Raw genomic sequence first — 15,250 nt, 5'->3', positions numbered from 1 at the left:
CCGCATGATCGACCGCGCTTGGGGGAATGAGCATGCGGTTGCGGCTGAAGGCGGATGGACGGGTCGTTGAGTTGCGGGACGGGCAGGAGTTTCCGGTCCGGCCGTCTCCGGCCGAGGCCGCGGCCGGGACCGCCCGAGCGGAGGTCGGCTCGCCCGGGGTGCGCGACTTGCGCCGGCGTGCCTGTCTGACCCAGATGGAATTCGCCGCCAAGCTTGGCGTGCCGGTCGAGACCATCCGCAATTGGGAGCAGGGCAAGCGGGCCCCGCGCGGTCCCGCCCGTGCGTTGCTCGCCGTGATCGCGCATGCGCCCGATACGGTGTTCCAGGCGCTCGCCAAGGTCTGATCCAACCTGCCGTTGCATCGCGCCGACGATCAGACGCGGCGTCCGTTGCACTCCGGCGGGCCGGGCCCATAATGACGTCAGGGACTGCCGCAACAGAGAGGATTCCTCATGCTGTTCGTCGAGGCCAATGGCGCAAGAATTCCGGCGATCGGGCTTGGGACCTGGGAGTTGAGCGGACGGACCTGCGCCCGTGTGGTGGAGCAGGCGCTCCGGCTCGGCTACCGCCACATCGACACCGCCCAGGTCTATGACAATGAGCGCGCGGTCGGCGACGGGCTGCGGGCCTCCGGCGTGCGCCGCGACGACGTCTTCGTCACCACCAAGGTCTGGACCAATCATTTTGCGCCCCACGACCTCGAGCGCTCGATCAAGGAGAGCCTGGTGCGCTTGAGGCTTCCCGCCGTCGACCTCGTGCTGCTGCACTGGCCCAATCCGCATGTGCCGCTGGCGGAGACAATGGGTGCGCTGGCGCATGCCAAGCGCATGGGCCTCGCGCGCCACATCGGCGTATCCAATTTCACGGTGGCGCTGATCGAGCAGGCGGTCTCCCTGTCGAACGAGCCGCTCGTCTGCAACCAGGTCGAATATCACCCCTACCTCGATCAGGCGAAGGTGAGAGCGGCCTGCGACCGGCACGGGATGGCGCTCGTTGCCTACAGCCCGATCGCGAAGGGCCGCATCAAGGCCGACCAGACGCTCGCCGCCATCGGTCGCGCCCATCGCAAGACGCCGGCGCAGATCTGCCTGCGCTGGCTGGTGCAACAGAATGTGTCCGCAATTCCCAGAACGTCGCGCGTCGAGCGCCTGTCGGAAAACATCGAGATCTTCGATTTCGAGCTCTCGGATGACGAGATGGCCCGGATCGCGGCGCTGGCGAGCCCGGACGGCCGCCTGACCGATTTCGCCTTCGCCCCGAAATGGGATTGAGGGGGAACTTGGGTGTGCTAGGAGCAAAGCGGCAACCCACGATAGGCCGATGGAACCGCGGAAGATCATACGGACGGACATTGCGGCGTCGGCGATTGCGCATTTGACGCTGGTCGCGCTGATCATCGTGATCAGCGAAGTCCATCCGTTTCATTCTGCGCCGCCCGAGACGGTTGCGATCGACATCGTCACGCCGGAGCAGGTGAAGCAGGAGGAAGCCAAGGCGGAAGAGAAGGCAAAGGAGCAGGCAGCGAAGCCGCCGGACCCGCTCCCCGAATTCAAACTGCCGAAGCTGGATTTCACCGACAAGGACAAGAAGGACGCCGCGCCCAAGCCGGCGCCCGCCCAAGAGAAGGCAACGGAGAACGAAACGGAGAAGGCGGCACCGCCACAGAAGCAGCAGCATCAGCCGCCGGAGGCGAAGCAGCAAGAGGCCAACGCGCAGCCACAACCTCAGCAATCCCAAGCGCAACAGAAGCCGCCGGCCGCGACGCCGCAACCCCAGGCGGCATCTCCGGCCTACAAGCCCCCGGAACCGGATGTCACGGTCAAATACCACGTGGTGCTGGGCCTGCCGCCTGCATTGCCGCCCACGCCCATAGACGTCCCCAAGGATGATGGCGGCGGTGCCAAGGATTCGATCGCAGCCAGGCTGCCGCCAGAGGTCGTCGCCGAGCTTCGCCGCCACCTGCGGAGCTGTTCGAAACTGCCCGCGGAGGTCGCGCCGACCGATGCCGTGCGCATCAGGCTGCGCGTAGTGTTGGCCACCGACGGCACGCTTGCGCGCGAGCCGATCCTGATCGAGGCGCCGCCGTCCGCGAAGGGCGTTGCCATCGTGAAATCAGCGATGAGCGCGGTGCAGGCCTGTCAGCCTTACCAGATGCTGCCGCCCGACAAGTACGAGGAATGGAAGATCATGGACCTTTCATTCACGCCGCAGGATTTCAGGTCGTAGCCGGGCCGCGGGGGTCGACGGGCAAGATGCAGCGCGGGTCGGCCTGCCTTCGCAGCTGCGCTGCAGGCGGCAGCGCGTCCGGGACACGAGATTTCTCAACGACCGCGCTTCAGCCCCTCATCATCCACCGCCACGTCCGGCGCCATCGCCGCCCATGCATGCGAGGCGAATTGCCGGCGCCATGTCACGATCACAACGGCGGCGGTGGTCGCGAACAGCACCCAGGGGCTCACGAACCAGCCGAGATAGCCGAGCGCGAAGAAGAAGGCGCGCTGGCCGCGGTTGAAGTGGCGGCCGGCGGATTCGAACACACGCGAGGTGCGGATGACATGGGCCTCGGCCTCGGGGGTGTCGCGCATGGAAGCCAGCGGCATGCCGCCGAACAGGATCGCGACATAGTTGAAGAGCCGATAGGCCCAGGCGAATTTGAAGAAAGCGTAGACGCAGATCAGCACCAGGCCGACGCATTTCAGCTCCCAGAGGGCGGGCGAGTAGCTGAGGTCGATCGGCAGCTTGGCGAGAATGGCGATGGCGTCGTTGGTCGCATGCAGCAACGCCAGCGCGCCGCCGAGCGCGAACAGGCTGGTGGAGGCGAAGAAGGCGGTGCCGTTCTGCAGCGAAGCCATGATCTGCATGTCGACCATGCGCGCCTCGCGGTCGAGCAGGCGGCGAACCCAGACCTCGCGGTAGCGGTTCATCCGTGCCGACAGGCTGTCGCGGCCGTAGGCGGAATGCTCGAGCGTGGCGGCATAGACCAGCCATTCGACGATGAAGAAGCCGACGGCGGTGATGTCGACCCAATGCCTGCTCATGTCTGTCTCCTCGCGGCCGACACGATTGCCATGCATGCACGCGTGCGGCAACGATTGATTGGCGGCAGGCGATGGCGTTAAAAGCAGCCGCATCGACAAGACCTACGGAAGGACCAGCGGCATGGCAGCGCTCGAGCTCGCGATCGGCAACAAGAACTACTCGTCATGGTCGATGCGGCCCTGGCTCGCATTGCGCGCCAACGACATCCCGTTCGTGGAGACCGTGATCCCGCTCTATACCGACAATCCCGCCGACAAGGAGCGGATCCTGTCGTTCAGCCGCGCCGGCAAGGTGCCGGTGCTTGTCGACGGCGACATCACGGTGTGGGATTCGCTTGCCATCATCGAATACATCGCCGAGCGCTACCCCGAGAAGAAGCTGTGGCCCGACGACGCCGCGGCCCGCGCATTTGCCCGCTCGGTGTGCGCCGAGATGCATTCCGGCTTCATGGCTCTGCGCAACGAATGCGGCATGAACCTGCACCGTCCCGTGCGCGCCGTGACGCTGTCGGCGGACGCCAAGGCCAACGTCGCACGCGTGCAGCAGATCTGGCGCGAATGCCGGACCCGCTACGGCGCCGGCGGGCCGTTCCTGTTTGGCCGCTTCGGCGCGGCTGATGCGATGTACGCCCCGGTCGTGCATCGCTTCCGGACCTACGCCATCGAGGTCACGCAGGAGACCAGCGCCTATATGGACACGATGATGGGGATGCCGGCATTTCAGGAATGGACCCGTGATGGCCTCGCCGAAACGCTTGTCATCGAAAAGTTCGAGACTGCCTGAATCAGGAGCATGATCCGGACAAGCGGGCACCCGGTTTTCCGACAAGATCAGGCTCGCCTAAAATGTGATTTGGCGCCGCTTGACGGCATGCTGGCTTGCGGCGCTCAATCGCAGCGACCAACGAAGAGGGCACGGCCATGGGAATTCTGGATTCGCTGGAGAACAACCCGGCACTGCGTAGCGCGCTCGGTCAACTCGGGGCGACCGTCCTTCCGGCCGTGCTGAGCGAGGTGCTCGGGAGCAACAACCAGGGCGGCTTGGGTGCGATCGTCGCAAAGCTCCAGCAGGCGGGCTTCGGCGACCAGGTAAAGTCCTGGCTGGGAAATGGCCAGAATCTGCCGATCTCGGCCGACCAGCTCCGCTCCGTGCTCGGCAACGATACGGTCCGCCAGCTCGCTGCCCGTTACAACATTCCGGTCGACCAGCTTAGCGAGATCCTGGCCCAGGAGCTACCCAAGGCTGTGGATCAGGCGAGTCCCGACGGCCATCTTCCCCATGGCGCCTGAGGCCTGGTTCCAGCGGTAGTCCGGGCCGGCAAGTGTTCCCTTTATCGTCCTGAAAAGACTTCAAAATTTGTGCAGTTCCCAGCCTCGCATGAGACTGGTCAAAAACGCCGCATGCGTGCTATACAGCGCTGGGTTTCCAGCCGGCCTCGCAGTGGGACCACGGGCGAGGCAGGCGTTGTTTGAGTGATGGAGAGGGTGTTGAAGCACAAATTCCCGATTGGAACGCGCGTATTGTTCACGGCCAGCAACGTCGCGCGCCCGGCTGCCAGCGGCTCCTACGAGATCATCCGCCTGCTCCCGACGGAAGGCGACGACTGCCAATACCGGATCAAGAGCTCAACCGAAGCCTTCGAACGGGTCGCCAAGGAAAGCCAGCTCGCGCTGTCGTAACGCGCTGACGGCACCTCGCACTGACATCACAGCCGAATTTGCTCCGCCGCCGTCAAAAGGCCCGCTTCACCTCGACAAGGTGGCGGGGGCAGTAGCCGGTTCGCGGTGCTCGCTTGACCATCAGCTCTTTGCTCGCGTGAGGGGACATCGCGCATGGACTGGGTAGGGGCCTCGTCGCTCGACCAAATCTGGCGCTCGCCGGACGCTCCCCTGTGGATGACGCTGGCGGCAACCGGCTTCTTCGGACTGGTCCTGCTGATCACGCTGCTGCGTGCCGAGAGATCGGTCGCCAACGGCGCGCTGAGCATCATCACGCTGCTCTCGATCGGCATCATTGCGGTGGCCGCCACCATGCGAATCTATGGGCCATTGGGGCACGAAAGCGCGACGGCGGAAGCCCGCACGCAAGCCACGGTGACCGCAGCCCTTCCGGCGCTCGCCTGCCTCGACGACCTCGCCGGCGATGCCGTGGCGATCGGTTGCGAGAAGGCGTTGTTCGGTGCGCCGGATGCGGCGGCTGCGGCTGTCGCCTATACTGCCGCTCGGATCGACCGGCTGACTGCGCTCGGCGATGCTGCGACCGCAGACAAGAGCCCGACGCTCGAGGTCAAGGTTCTCAGGAGATCGTTGGAGCACGATCGCTACGGTCTCGTTGCGCAGGTGCTGGTGGCGCGCGATGGCTGCACGCGGTTCGATTGCCCGGCGTTCCGGTCGCTGACGGATCAGCAGCAGGTCGCCGCCAACATGGATTCCCATCTCTACGACACCCTGGTTGCGCGCTACGCGCCGACCTGGACGTCGCCGGCGGCGGTGCCGCCGACGACGGGTGCGATTGCCGGGCTCGCGCCGTCGATGCCCACGGGCAAGCCGACCAATGCGGAGTTCCCGAGCGCGTCGTCGATTCCGCCGGTGAGTATCATGAATCCGGAGCCGGCCGCGCGCCAGGCGCCGCCCGCCAACCCGGCCGCAACTCCGGTAGCTGCGCCACGCGCGGCACAGGCGACAGCGCCTGCGCCACCGGCTGCGAAGAGGCCGCCCCCGCCAAAGGCCGCGCGCGCGCCGGCCGCGGCACCGGTTCCGCTGGCGCCGCCGCCGAGCCCGGCTCCCGCAGCTGCGGATAACAACTAGTTCGGCTTTGAAAACCCATCGCCGGCCCGCTAATGCTGGCTCATGCCACTCCATCTGATCAAGCTTGCCGTCGGCTGCGACTCCGTCAAAGAATTGAAGGGGTGGGTCGCCGAACGGATGCAGACGGCCAGGAAAAAAGGCCTGCCGCAACACCACATCCACATCACCCGCATGGTGCCCAAGCGGGACGCCGAGATTCTGGCGGGCGGATCGCTCTATTGGGTCATCAAGGGCGAGATCGCCGCACGCGAAAAGATCATCGGCATCGAGCCGTTCCGCGACAAGGACGGCATTGGGCGCTGCCGGATCGTGATGCAGCCGAAGATCGTCTCGGTGTCGCCGCGGCCGATGCGGCCGTTCCAGGGCTGGCGCTATCTCACCGACGATTCCGTGCCGCCGGATCTCGGCAAGTCCGCCGCCGGCACCATCGCGGCGATGCCGGAGCCGATGCGGCGCGAGCTACGCGATCTCGGATTGCTCTGAGCATGATCCGGAAAACTGTGCGGTTTTCCGGAGCGATCATGCTCGAACAACACACTGAAGCGCGATGACTTCATCGCGCTTCAGACCGCGATATTGTCGATCAGCCGCGTTCTGCCGAGCTTGGCTGCGACCAGGATCCGCAGCGGCCCGTCGCTGCGCGAGGTGACCGGCGCCAGCGTTTCGGCATGGCGGAGCTCGAAATAGTCGAGCGCGAAGCCTGCCGCGTTGATCGTCCCGGCGCCGCGCGTCATCGTCCTCGTGATGGTTTCGCCGGCCTGGATCCGGCGAGCGCTGTCCTTCATCACGCGGTAGAGAGTGGTGGCCGTCTGCCGCTCCTGGGGGGAGAGGTAGACGTTGCGCGAGGACATCGCCAGCCCGTCCCGCTCGCGTATGGTGCGGGAGCCGATCACCTTGACGCCGAGGTCGAGATCCCGCGCCATCTGCGTCACCACGCGCAATTGCTGAAAGTCCTTCTCGCCGAAGATCGCGACATCAGGCCGGCATTGCGTGAACAGCTTGCCGACAACGGTTGCGACGCCGCCGAAGAAGTGCGGCCGGAAGCGGTCCTCCAGGCCGGCCCGCGCCGGTCCCTCCGGGACGATGCGCGTCGCAAAGCCGTCCGGATACATCGCTTCGACGCCGGGATGCCAGACGATGTCGACATTCTCCGCCGCGAGCTTGGCGATGTCGGCCTTCCAGGTCCGCGGATAGGCACCGAAATCCTCTGATGGAGCGAACTGCGTCGGGTTGACGAAGATCGACACCACGACGCGATCAGCGCGCCGTTTGGCCAGGCGCACCAGCGACACATGCCCGTCATGGAGTGCCCCCATGGTCGGCACCAGCGCAATGGTGACCTTTCGCTCGCGAAGATGATCGACAGCGCGTCGCAGGGCGGGCACCGTGCGGGTGATCAAGGGGCTTCGTGACATCAGAACTCGGGAAGGGTTGGGGGTGGGCGCCGCTGACCGCGCAGCGGGCTAACCTTAACAAGCGCGGGGCCTGGACGCCATGCATCGGCATCAGGCACAGCATCGTCTGCTGCGCCGATGTCGCGTCATCGCGGGATGGATCGCAAACGCGACACCGCACGCGATTCACGATGACCATTCGGCGCACCGTGATTTCGTCATCCTGTCACGCATTTCACTTGACCGCGGACGCGGCCAACTCGAAGATATCGTTCAGGGGTGTTGAGGATCGCCATGCTTGTGCAGGCTAGCCAAAGCCAAACCGGCTCGGCGCATGTCGTCGTGCTCGGCAATGAAAAGGGCGGCTCCGGCAAATCGACCACCGCCCTGCACATCGCAGTTGCTCTCCTGAAGGCCGGCCAGAGAGTCGCCACCATTGACCTCGACTGCCGCCAGCAAAGCTTCACCCGCTACATCAACAACCGCGCCGGCTGGGCGCGCCGCACCAAGCTCGAGCTCGAGCTGCCGGTGCATCGCTGTATCAGGCTCGGCGAGACCATGCAGATCGCCGAGAACGAGAATTCCGAGTTCCAGCAGTTTATGGAGGCGGTCTCGACGGTCGAGAGCAGCTTCGATTTCATCGTCATCGATACGCCCGGCACCGACAGCTATCTGATGCGGCTGGCCCATTCGATGGCCGACACGCTGGTCACGCCGATCAACGACAGCTTCCTCGACTTCGACGTCCTCGGCACCGTCGATCCCACCACTTACGCGGTAACAGGAGAAAGCCACTACGCGGAGATGGTGCGCGACGTCAGGCGCAAGCGCCGCCAGCTCGATGGCTCGACCACGGACTGGATCGTGGTGCGCAACCGACTGTCGATGCTCGGCTCGCGTAACAAGCAGCTCGTCGCCGACGGGCTGAAGGATTTGTCGCTGCGGCTCGGCTTCCGCTACGTCGACGGTTTCGCCGAGCGCGTCGTTTATCGCGAGTTCTTCCCGCGCGGGCTGACCGCTCTGGACGAGATCGACGAGGCGACGCTTGGGATGCGGCCCAATCTCGGCCATCTCACGGCTCGTGAGGAGGTCACGAGCCTGCTCCGCCAGCTCAAGCTGCCGCTTGATGAGCGCGGCCGCCGGCGTGCGGCAAATCGCGCCGAGTGGTTCAGCCAGATCGACAAACCGCTCGAGGTTCACGACATCCTCGAGGCCTAGGCGGTACGCTGCTACTTCCAGTGGACCACGACGGCGAGTTCCCGCGGGAACCCGCCACGGCCCAAGGCGTTTTCACTGCGCATTCACCGTGAAATTGAACCCTATCGTGAGGGGTCGCGTCGGATGGTCATCTGCACCCCTTTGTAGCGGTTGCAGAGCAGGGTGCCTACCAAACGTGTGCGTCGCACAATGAAAGGGCTGCCGGACCACAATATTTAGCCTTTCTGTCACGCGCCTGTGACATATATTAGGGAATAGGCGCGAAGGGAGCCGAAGAGTTCCTCGAACAACACGATTTCAACAGGGATCAGGCCGCAAGAGCCTGAGGCTGAGGACGAAAATGAAGCGTGGAATTGCCGTTCTGGTTTCTGTCGGAGCCCTCTTCGGCGTTGCCTATTTCACGGCGAGCAAGTGGGCCATCAAGCACGAGACCATCACCTTCTACGACGCTTCGCGCGATAACCGTCCCGTGCCTGTCGACATCGCGATCCGTCGCGATAAGGAAATGCAGGCCAACGCCGGCATGATCACCTTGCCGGTTGCGGTCATCAATCACGGCAACACCGTCAAGAATACCGAATACGGATTCCTCGCCAACATCTTTGCGGCGCGCGGCTATCTCGTCGTCAGCCCGCAGCACGATTTGCCGACCGATCCGCCGATGGTGACCAAGCCCGGCGAGCTTTACGTCGGCCGCCTGCCGCAGATCCTGCGCGGCGTCGCCAATATCCATCTGGCGATGCAGGAAATGAAGAAGGTTCAGCCCAATGCCGACTACGCCAAAGTGACGATGGTCGGTCATTCCATGGGCGGCGACATCACGATGTATTTCGCCAAGCAGTATCCGGACGAGGTCAAGAAGGTCGTGACGCTGGACAATCTCCGCGTGCCTTTCGTGACCGGGGGCAAATTCAAGATCCTGTCGTTCCGTTCTCATGATCCGCAGTTCAAGACCGATCCGGGCGTGATCCCGACCGAAGAGGAATGTGAGAAGGACGGAATTCAGGTCGTGAAGACCGACTTCCAGCATAACGACATGCGCGACACCGGTCCGGATGACGCCAAGAACTCGATCCAGGGCATGCTCGATAAGTTCCTCAGCGACACCGACAGCGTGATCGCGCCGGTCGACACCCGTTCGGCTCCGCCCAAGGTCCTGGAGCCCGGTCCGGTCGCTCTGATGGCACCGGCCAAGAGCTGATCGGAAAGGGTTGATCGTTCGAAACGAGTCCCGAAAGCCTCCGCCGGCTCCCGCCCGCGGAGGCTTTGCTCATTGACCGGGCCGGGCACGCTATCCACATTGGTCGTGTGAGACGAAGTGCGGCCTCAGATGTCCGGCGACTCCATCAAACCGCGCAGTAGCGACGCCTTGTCGGCCAAAGCCGAAAGCAACGGCGCATTGCCGCAGGCAAAAACCTCGACGTCGGAGGACGTCGCCGCCTTCGTCGCCAAGGCGCGCGCGCTGTCGCCGCATGCGCCCGGCGCGAAGGGCCGGCTGATCTTCGCACTGGATGCGACGATGAGCCGGCAGCCGACCTGGGACATGGCCTGCGCACTTCAGGCGGACATGTTTCGCGAGGCTGCAGCGCTCGGCAGCCTCGACATCCGGCTTGTCTACTATCGCGGTTTCAACGAATGTCGCGCCACCGGGTGGATTTCCGAGAGCAGCAAGCTTGCGACGCTGATGAGCAAGATCGATTGCCGCGGCGGCGACACCCAGATCGGCAGGGTGCTGACCGATGCGCGGCGCGAGGCTGTTGCATCAGGCGTGCGCGCCGTGGTCTTCGTCGGCGATGCCATGGAGGAGAAAGTCGATGCGTTGTGCGCCAAGGCCGGCGAGCTCGGTATGTTGAAAGTGCCGGTCTTCCTGTTTCAGGAAGGCCATGATGCGGGCGCCGAGCAGGCGTTTCGCGAGATCGCGCGGCTGACGGGTGGAGCCTGGTGCCGGTTCGATCCTGGCGCGGCGGCGCAGCTGCGCGAACTGCTGCGGGCTGCTGCGGCCTATGCGGCCGGCGGCCGCGAGGCGCTGCTGAAGTTGGCGAAGACAGCAAGCGGTGCGGCGCAGCTGATCGGGCAAATGAAATAGCAGGTCAAGCCCGGCCGCGCTTCACTCAATTCGCGTGCCAATCGCGGGCGCGAAGGACGCCATGCTTTTTGACCAGAGGGCGACTATAGTCCCGCCATGACTCTCATCGCCGGCCTTGTCGCCGTTATCACGCTCTATCTGTTGCTCCAGATGTTCCGATCGGCCAATCCGGCGGTGCTGGCGCGGGCCATCAAGTTCGGCGGAGGCGTGGTCGCGCTCGCCGCGGCGGCCTTCATAGGCTTGAGGGGCGAACTGGCGGTGGCGATCCCGCTTGGAATATTCGGCGCTGGATTGCTCGGCTGGACACCGCTTGCGAATGCCGGCTTTGGCAATATCGGTGGACTGTTCGGCGGTGGTGCGGCGCGCTCGTCCGGCCAGGGTTCACGCGTGCGCTCGCAATTCCTGGATATGCGGCTCGATCACGATTCCGGCCAGCTTGCGGGACAGATCGTCGCCGGGCCTCACGCCGGGCGTAATCTCGACGAGTTCGATCTGGCAAGCCTGCTGGCGATGGTCCCGGCGTTCGACGCCGAGAGCGTGGCCTTACTTGAAAGCTATCTGGACCGCAGGTTTCCCGCTTGGCGTCAGAACGCGCAAGGCGACGCGGCAGGGGGGCAGCGCCGCACGGCGGCGAGCGGCAAAATGACGGCGGAGGAGGCCTATCAGATCCTTGGCCTGCAGCCGGGGGCGGGGCGCGACGACATCAGCCGAGCGCACAAGTCCCTCATGAAGAAACTGCATCCCGACCAGGGGGGCTCGACGTACCTCGCTGCCCGGGTAAACGAGGCCAAGGATACTCTGCTTCGTACGCATAACGGCTAACTCCGGCACCACGCCACAAACGCCCGTACCGCGTGAGCTCTGCTTGCTCTGTTTGCCGTCGCCCCGATGCCCGCCATTGCCGGCGTGGTCGATCTCTTGAGCAAAGTTTTAACCGTAAATTCTTGACGAGAGGTTGTCGCGGAACAGCTTCCAGCGCCAACGCGTCCCAAAAATAAAAATGCCCGCGCAAGGCGCGGGCATTTTGCTTGAAAGAGTAAGTGAGCTCAGTTGCGAACGGTCATGCAGGAGATGTCGGCGTGCTTCAGCGCCCGGCACACCGCTTCGGCCTGGTCGCGCTCGAGCCCTGCGAAGCGGGCGCGATAGAGCTTGCGGTTGTCCCTGGCGACGACTGGCTCGGTGAACGGATCAGCCTTGCTGAGCAGGCCGCGGGCCGAGTTGCGAGCCGCTTCAATCCGCTGCTGGGCTTCGCTCTCGCTCTCGAGCGCACCGACCTGAACGATCCAACCGGTGTGGGAGACGGCCGGCTTGGTCGTTGCGCCCATCTGGATCGGCTGCGGTGCCGGATCGGCGGAGGCAAGCTTGGCGACGGGGGCGGCCGCCGGGGCAGCGGTGCTAGCCGCTGGCAGCACGCCGAGGATACCGTTACCGGTGCCGAAGCCCGCCGGCTGCTGCGGCAGCTCGGCATGGTTGGGCTCCGGCTTGTTGATGGTGTCGGCCCTGGCGACCACGGCGCCGGATGTCTCCGCGACGTCGCTGCGGGGCGAAATCGTGTTGGTGACCTGTGGCGCGACCTGCGTCGGCGCGGCGGACGCAACCTTCACAGCGCCGGCCTTGACCTGAACCGTCTTGACCCGCACCGGCTTCATCGGCTCGGAGGAACCCGGGATCAGCGAGAGCGGCTGGCTCGCGATCACACCATTGGTGAGCGGCGCGGGCTCGATCTTGGACTCCATGGGCCTGGCTTCAGGCTTGGGCTGAGCCGGCGGCATTGCCGCGGTCGCAGCTGCAAGCGTCGACAGGCGCGAGGCGGGACGTGGCGCGGGCGCCTCGGGGGCAGGAGCGGCAGCGACCTGAACTTGTTGGGCGGGGCGGGGCGGGGAATCAGATGCATCCGCGACGTCGATGCTGGGCTCTGCGCCATTGCGCTCGGTCACCGCGGCAACAGTGTGGGTGGTCGCGGCCTTATCGAGGTTCTCCGCGAGCAAGTTGCGCATGATGGCGTCGCGCGAGCCGCCGCTACGTCCGCCAAGCACCACGCCGATCAGATGACGGTTGCCGCGGCGAATCGAGGTGACGAGGTTGAAGCCCGAGGCGCGCGTGTAACCGGTCTTGATGCCGTCGACGCCTTCGACGCTGCCGAGCAGGTGATTGTGGTTGCGGATCTGCTCGCCGCGCCAGGTGAACGAAGTGGTCGAGAAATAGCGATAGTAGCGCGGGAAGCGTTCCTGGATGGCGCGGCCGAGGGTGGCCTGGTCGCGCGCGGTGGTAACCTGCTCGTCGTTGGGAAGGCCGTTGGCGTTGCGGTAGATCGTCCTCGACATGCCGAGCGCATGCGCCTTGCGCGTCATCATCGCGGCGAAATCGTCCTCGTCACCGGCGATGGCCTCAGCGATCACAACGGCAGCGTCATTGGCCGAGCGGGTGACGAGACCCTTGATCGCGTCCTCGACGCGGATGGTCTGGCCGGCCCGCAGGTTGAGCTTGGTCGGATCCTGGTCGGCGGCGTGCTGCGATACCGGCATCTCGGTATCGAGCTTCATCTTGCCGGACTCGAGACGCTCGAACAGCAGATACAGCGTCATGATCTTGGTGAGCGAGGCGGGATGGCGAAGTCCGTCGGGGCTGGTCGACTGGAGCACTGCCCCGGAATTGCCGTCGACGATGATCGACGCGAATTGCGGGCTGTAGCTCTCGGAGGCCTCGCGATGCACGCGGTGATGCGCGGAGTGACGCCGGTAGTGCCGTGCGTCGGCGGCGTCGGTCGTGAAGATGACGGCCGTGGTGACCGTGAGAAGTCCGAAAACGCCAACCCGCGCCAAGCGCGAAGAAGACCAGTTGTTACGAAGCATGGAACCCCGTCCCCGTTTGTGACTTGATCACCGGCTCGTGAGGCGAAATTGTGCCCTGCGGACCCGGGATCACTACCTGCTTAGGCTGCCCCTCCGCTGGTGCTCACTGCGGGGGACGTTTGGGCCTGAGCCGCTGTTCTGGCTAAGGTGATGTTCTCAAACGGCTTCTGACCGTCTGCGGATGGTGAACACGTCCAGGGAATCAGGGTAGGGGCCTGCGGTTTCCAAAAGCTTAAAGAACCCTTGCGGGAAACCCGGGGGATTTCTGCAAATTGGATCGATTTTTGTGCGTCGCACAAGATTATTGACTTTTTTGTGCGTTGCACTATTTGTGGGCAGAGTCAGGGAGCCGGGCTTCCGGACGCGACCCAGGGAAAAGGATTCCAAGATGTTCAAGGTTGAAGACTTTCAGAACTACGGGAAAGAGCATTTCGAGACGTGCGTTGCCTCCGCCACCTCTGTGCAGCATGGCCTTCAGGCGATCGCCAGCGCCTATGGCGACTACACCAAGAAGTCGTTCGAAGACACGAAGTCCTTCGTCGAGAAACTGTCCGGCGTGAAGTCGCTGGACAAGGCGATGGAAGCGCAGACCGATTTCGCCCGTTCCGCTTACGAGACCTTCGTCGCGGAATCGCAGAAGATCGCCGGCCTCTACGGCGACCTCGCCAAGCAGGCGTTCAAGCCGGTCGAGACGGTCATGTCGAAGTTCACCCCGGCCGCTCAGTAATTTTCTGAACTCCTGGAATCAAAAAGCCCGGCTGAACAGCCGGGCTTTTTTTGTTTTGCTGAGACCATTTCGTCAGTGCTCGAAAGCCGTCGGTGGCCAAGGTCCGCGATCGACATGCAAGCTTTGCTGGTACAAAGGCGTCTCCTGGGACTGGGTCGACAAAGTTCATAGGACCGTAGAAACCCGGAGATGTCCGCCGCAACCGCCGACGGCAGGTTCCTGATCGGTTGTTTCTAAACGGCCCAGCCGGAAATTTTTGTCAAACCGGTTCGGATTGACTAACCTTCGATAGGATTGTTGGACCGGGAATCGGGTTGCCTTGGCCATATCGGCAGGATGGTTGCACGCTTGCAGGGAGCCGGGGGCAGGCCCATATTCCCCACAATTGATCCGGGCCTGACCGGACCGGTTGGAAGCGGCGATCCAACAAGGTGGCGCGCCTGTCCCAAGCTCCGAAAGGGCGAGGCCTACCTTCTACGCTTCCGTGGGGAATTGAACGCCTGAGCCATGCCGCAACTGACTTCCAGATTTGACCTGTCCGCGGCGACTGCCGCCCACGCTCTCCGGATGAGCAACGACGAGAACCGTTCGGGTGGTCCGGCGGGTCCGAACACGTCCGTCATCACCAAGGTCAAACCCAAAACCAAGCGGCCGAACCTCTATCGTGTGCTGATCCTCAACGACGACTACACGCCGATGGAATTCGTCGTCCACGTGCTGGAGAAGTTTTTCCAGAAGGACGCCGAAGCTGCGACCAAGATCATGCTGCATGTCCACCATCACGGCATCGGCGAGTGCGGCGTATTCACCTACGAGATTGCCGAGACGAAGGTGACGCAGGTGATGGATTTCGCCCGCAAGCACCAGCACCCGCTGCAATGCGTGATGGAAAAGAAGTAACTCCGCGTCCGACTTAGCAGTTCGTGAGATTGGTGCTGTTCGCGCGCTGTGTGATGTCAGCGCATACCGCCGCATGATCCGCAGACGTCGGCCGCCGCCGCCAATCCTGCCCAAATGGGTAGTTTTGCCCAAACCGGAACGGGTTTTGCATCGAGAATGCGGTGAGGCGCTCAATGCTCATCGAGTCGCGGAACCGGTCTTTTGCCGCGGTCTTGTATAACTATATG

17 protein-coding genes are annotated in these 15,250 nt (G+C 64.0%); 14 read left to right on the top strand and 3 right to left on the bottom strand.

The window, feature by feature from the left end; all coding sequences use genetic code 11:
• The first annotated feature begins 26 nt into the window (after positions 1 to 26).
• The 3 genes from ACVW16_RS03535 to ACVW16_RS03525 all read left to right on the top strand — a co-directional run bounded on the left by ACVW16_RS03535 (position 27) and on the right by ACVW16_RS03525 (position 2,226).
• Positions 27 to 344 (top strand): helix-turn-helix domain-containing protein, encoded by a 318-nt coding sequence (locus ACVW16_RS03535; protein ID WP_456703994.1) that lies wholly within the window; start codon positions 27 to 29, stop codon positions 342 to 344.
• A gap of 108 nt (positions 345 to 452) precedes the next feature.
• Complete coding sequence (locus ACVW16_RS03530) at positions 453 to 1,271, top strand: aldo/keto reductase (RefSeq protein WP_456735391.1); 819 nt, start codon at positions 453 to 455, stop codon at positions 1,269 to 1,271.
• Between the two features lie 49 nt (positions 1,272 to 1,320).
• The gene (locus ACVW16_RS03525; protein ID WP_456735390.1) at positions 1,321 to 2,226 is read left to right on the top strand and encodes a hypothetical protein; all 906 of its coding nucleotides are present in this window, start codon (positions 1,321 to 1,323) and stop codon (positions 2,224 to 2,226) included.
• Positions 2,227 to 2,321: 95 nt separating this feature from the next.
• Here ACVW16_RS03525 and ACVW16_RS03520 read toward each other — a convergent pair whose 3' ends face one another.
• Positions 2,322 to 3,038 (bottom strand): DUF599 domain-containing protein, encoded by a 717-nt coding sequence (locus ACVW16_RS03520; RefSeq protein WP_456735389.1) that lies wholly within the window; start codon positions 3,036 to 3,038, stop codon positions 2,322 to 2,324.
• Positions 3,039 to 3,159: 121 nt separating this feature from the next.
• On the opposite strand from ACVW16_RS03520, the gene ACVW16_RS03515 reads away from it, so the two are divergent.
• From ACVW16_RS03515 to ACVW16_RS03495, 5 genes are all read left to right on the top strand, one after another.
• Entirely contained in the window at positions 3,160 to 3,822 is a 663-nt protein-coding gene (locus ACVW16_RS03515; RefSeq protein ID WP_456703990.1) for a glutathione S-transferase family protein, read from the top strand.
• Positions 3,823 to 3,929: 107 nt separating this feature from the next.
• Complete coding sequence (locus ACVW16_RS03510) at positions 3,930 to 4,328, top strand: YidB family protein (RefSeq protein WP_456738180.1); 399 nt, start codon at positions 3,930 to 3,932, stop codon at positions 4,326 to 4,328.
• Positions 4,329 to 4,514: 186 nt separating this feature from the next.
• Entirely contained in the window at positions 4,515 to 4,718 is a 204-nt protein-coding gene (locus ACVW16_RS03505) for a hypothetical protein (RefSeq protein ID WP_195804664.1), read from the top strand.
• A gap of 153 nt (positions 4,719 to 4,871) precedes the next feature.
• Positions 4,872 to 5,846 carry a hypothetical protein gene (locus ACVW16_RS03500; RefSeq protein WP_456735388.1) on the top strand — a complete coding sequence of 325 codons (975 nt, stop codon included), beginning with the start codon at positions 4,872 to 4,874 and terminating at the stop codon, positions 5,844 to 5,846.
• Between the two features lie 42 nt (positions 5,847 to 5,888).
• Complete coding sequence (locus ACVW16_RS03495) at positions 5,889 to 6,329, top strand: DUF1489 family protein (protein ID WP_456703988.1); 441 nt, start codon at positions 5,889 to 5,891, stop codon at positions 6,327 to 6,329.
• 80 nt (positions 6,330 to 6,409) lie between these two features.
• Here the strand turns inward: ACVW16_RS03495 and panC are convergent, their stop codons facing one another.
• The gene (gene panC, locus ACVW16_RS03490) at positions 6,410 to 7,261 is read right to left on the bottom strand and encodes a pantoate--beta-alanine ligase (protein ID WP_456703987.1); all 852 of its coding nucleotides are present in this window, start codon (positions 7,259 to 7,261) and stop codon (positions 6,410 to 6,412) included.
• A 273-nt stretch (positions 7,262 to 7,534) separates the two neighbouring features.
• Here panC and ACVW16_RS03485 point away from each other — a divergent pair, with 273 nt between their 5' ends.
• The 4 genes from ACVW16_RS03485 (at position 7,535) to ACVW16_RS03470 (ending at position 11,366) form a co-directional block, all read left to right on the top strand.
• The gene (locus ACVW16_RS03485; protein WP_456703986.1) at positions 7,535 to 8,458 is read left to right on the top strand and encodes a division plane positioning ATPase MipZ; all 924 of its coding nucleotides are present in this window, start codon (positions 7,535 to 7,537) and stop codon (positions 8,456 to 8,458) included.
• A 340-nt stretch (positions 8,459 to 8,798) separates the two neighbouring features.
• Positions 8,799 to 9,659, top strand: coding sequence for an alpha/beta fold hydrolase (locus tag ACVW16_RS03480; RefSeq protein ID WP_456703985.1), 861 nt, complete (start codon positions 8,799 to 8,801; stop codon positions 9,657 to 9,659).
• Between the two features lie 129 nt (positions 9,660 to 9,788).
• Positions 9,789 to 10,544 (top strand): VWA domain-containing protein, encoded by a 756-nt coding sequence (locus tag ACVW16_RS03475; protein WP_456703984.1) that lies wholly within the window; start codon positions 9,789 to 9,791, stop codon positions 10,542 to 10,544.
• Positions 10,545 to 10,640: 96 nt separating this feature from the next.
• Positions 10,641 to 11,366 (top strand): DnaJ domain-containing protein, encoded by a 726-nt coding sequence (locus tag ACVW16_RS03470; protein WP_456703983.1) that lies wholly within the window; start codon positions 10,641 to 10,643, stop codon positions 11,364 to 11,366.
• A gap of 224 nt (positions 11,367 to 11,590) precedes the next feature.
• On the opposite strand, the gene ACVW16_RS03465 is transcribed toward ACVW16_RS03470, so the two are convergent.
• On the bottom strand, positions 11,591 to 13,396 hold the full coding sequence (locus tag ACVW16_RS03465; protein ID WP_456735387.1) for a serine hydrolase: 1,806 nt from the start codon (positions 13,394 to 13,396) through the stop codon (positions 11,591 to 11,593).
• A gap of 388 nt (positions 13,397 to 13,784) precedes the next feature.
• Between ACVW16_RS03465 and ACVW16_RS03460 the strand changes: the two genes are divergently transcribed.
• A complete protein-coding gene (locus ACVW16_RS03460) occupies positions 13,785 to 14,123 on the top strand; it encodes a phasin family protein (RefSeq protein WP_456735386.1) in 339 nt (112 codons plus the stop codon).
• Positions 14,124 to 14,690: 567 nt separating this feature from the next.
• Positions 14,691 to 15,023: an ATP-dependent Clp protease adapter ClpS gene (gene clpS / locus ACVW16_RS03455; RefSeq protein WP_177243545.1), complete on the top strand. Its 333-nt coding sequence runs from the start codon at positions 14,691 to 14,693 to the stop codon at positions 15,021 to 15,023.
• Positions 15,024 to 15,250 lie beyond the last annotated feature (227 nt).

It is taken from the genome of Bradyrhizobium sp. USDA 4474, from assembly GCF_054057515.1.
Note: the sequence above shows the minus strand (reverse complement) of the source record. Positions and strands in the feature narration are given on the sequence as shown.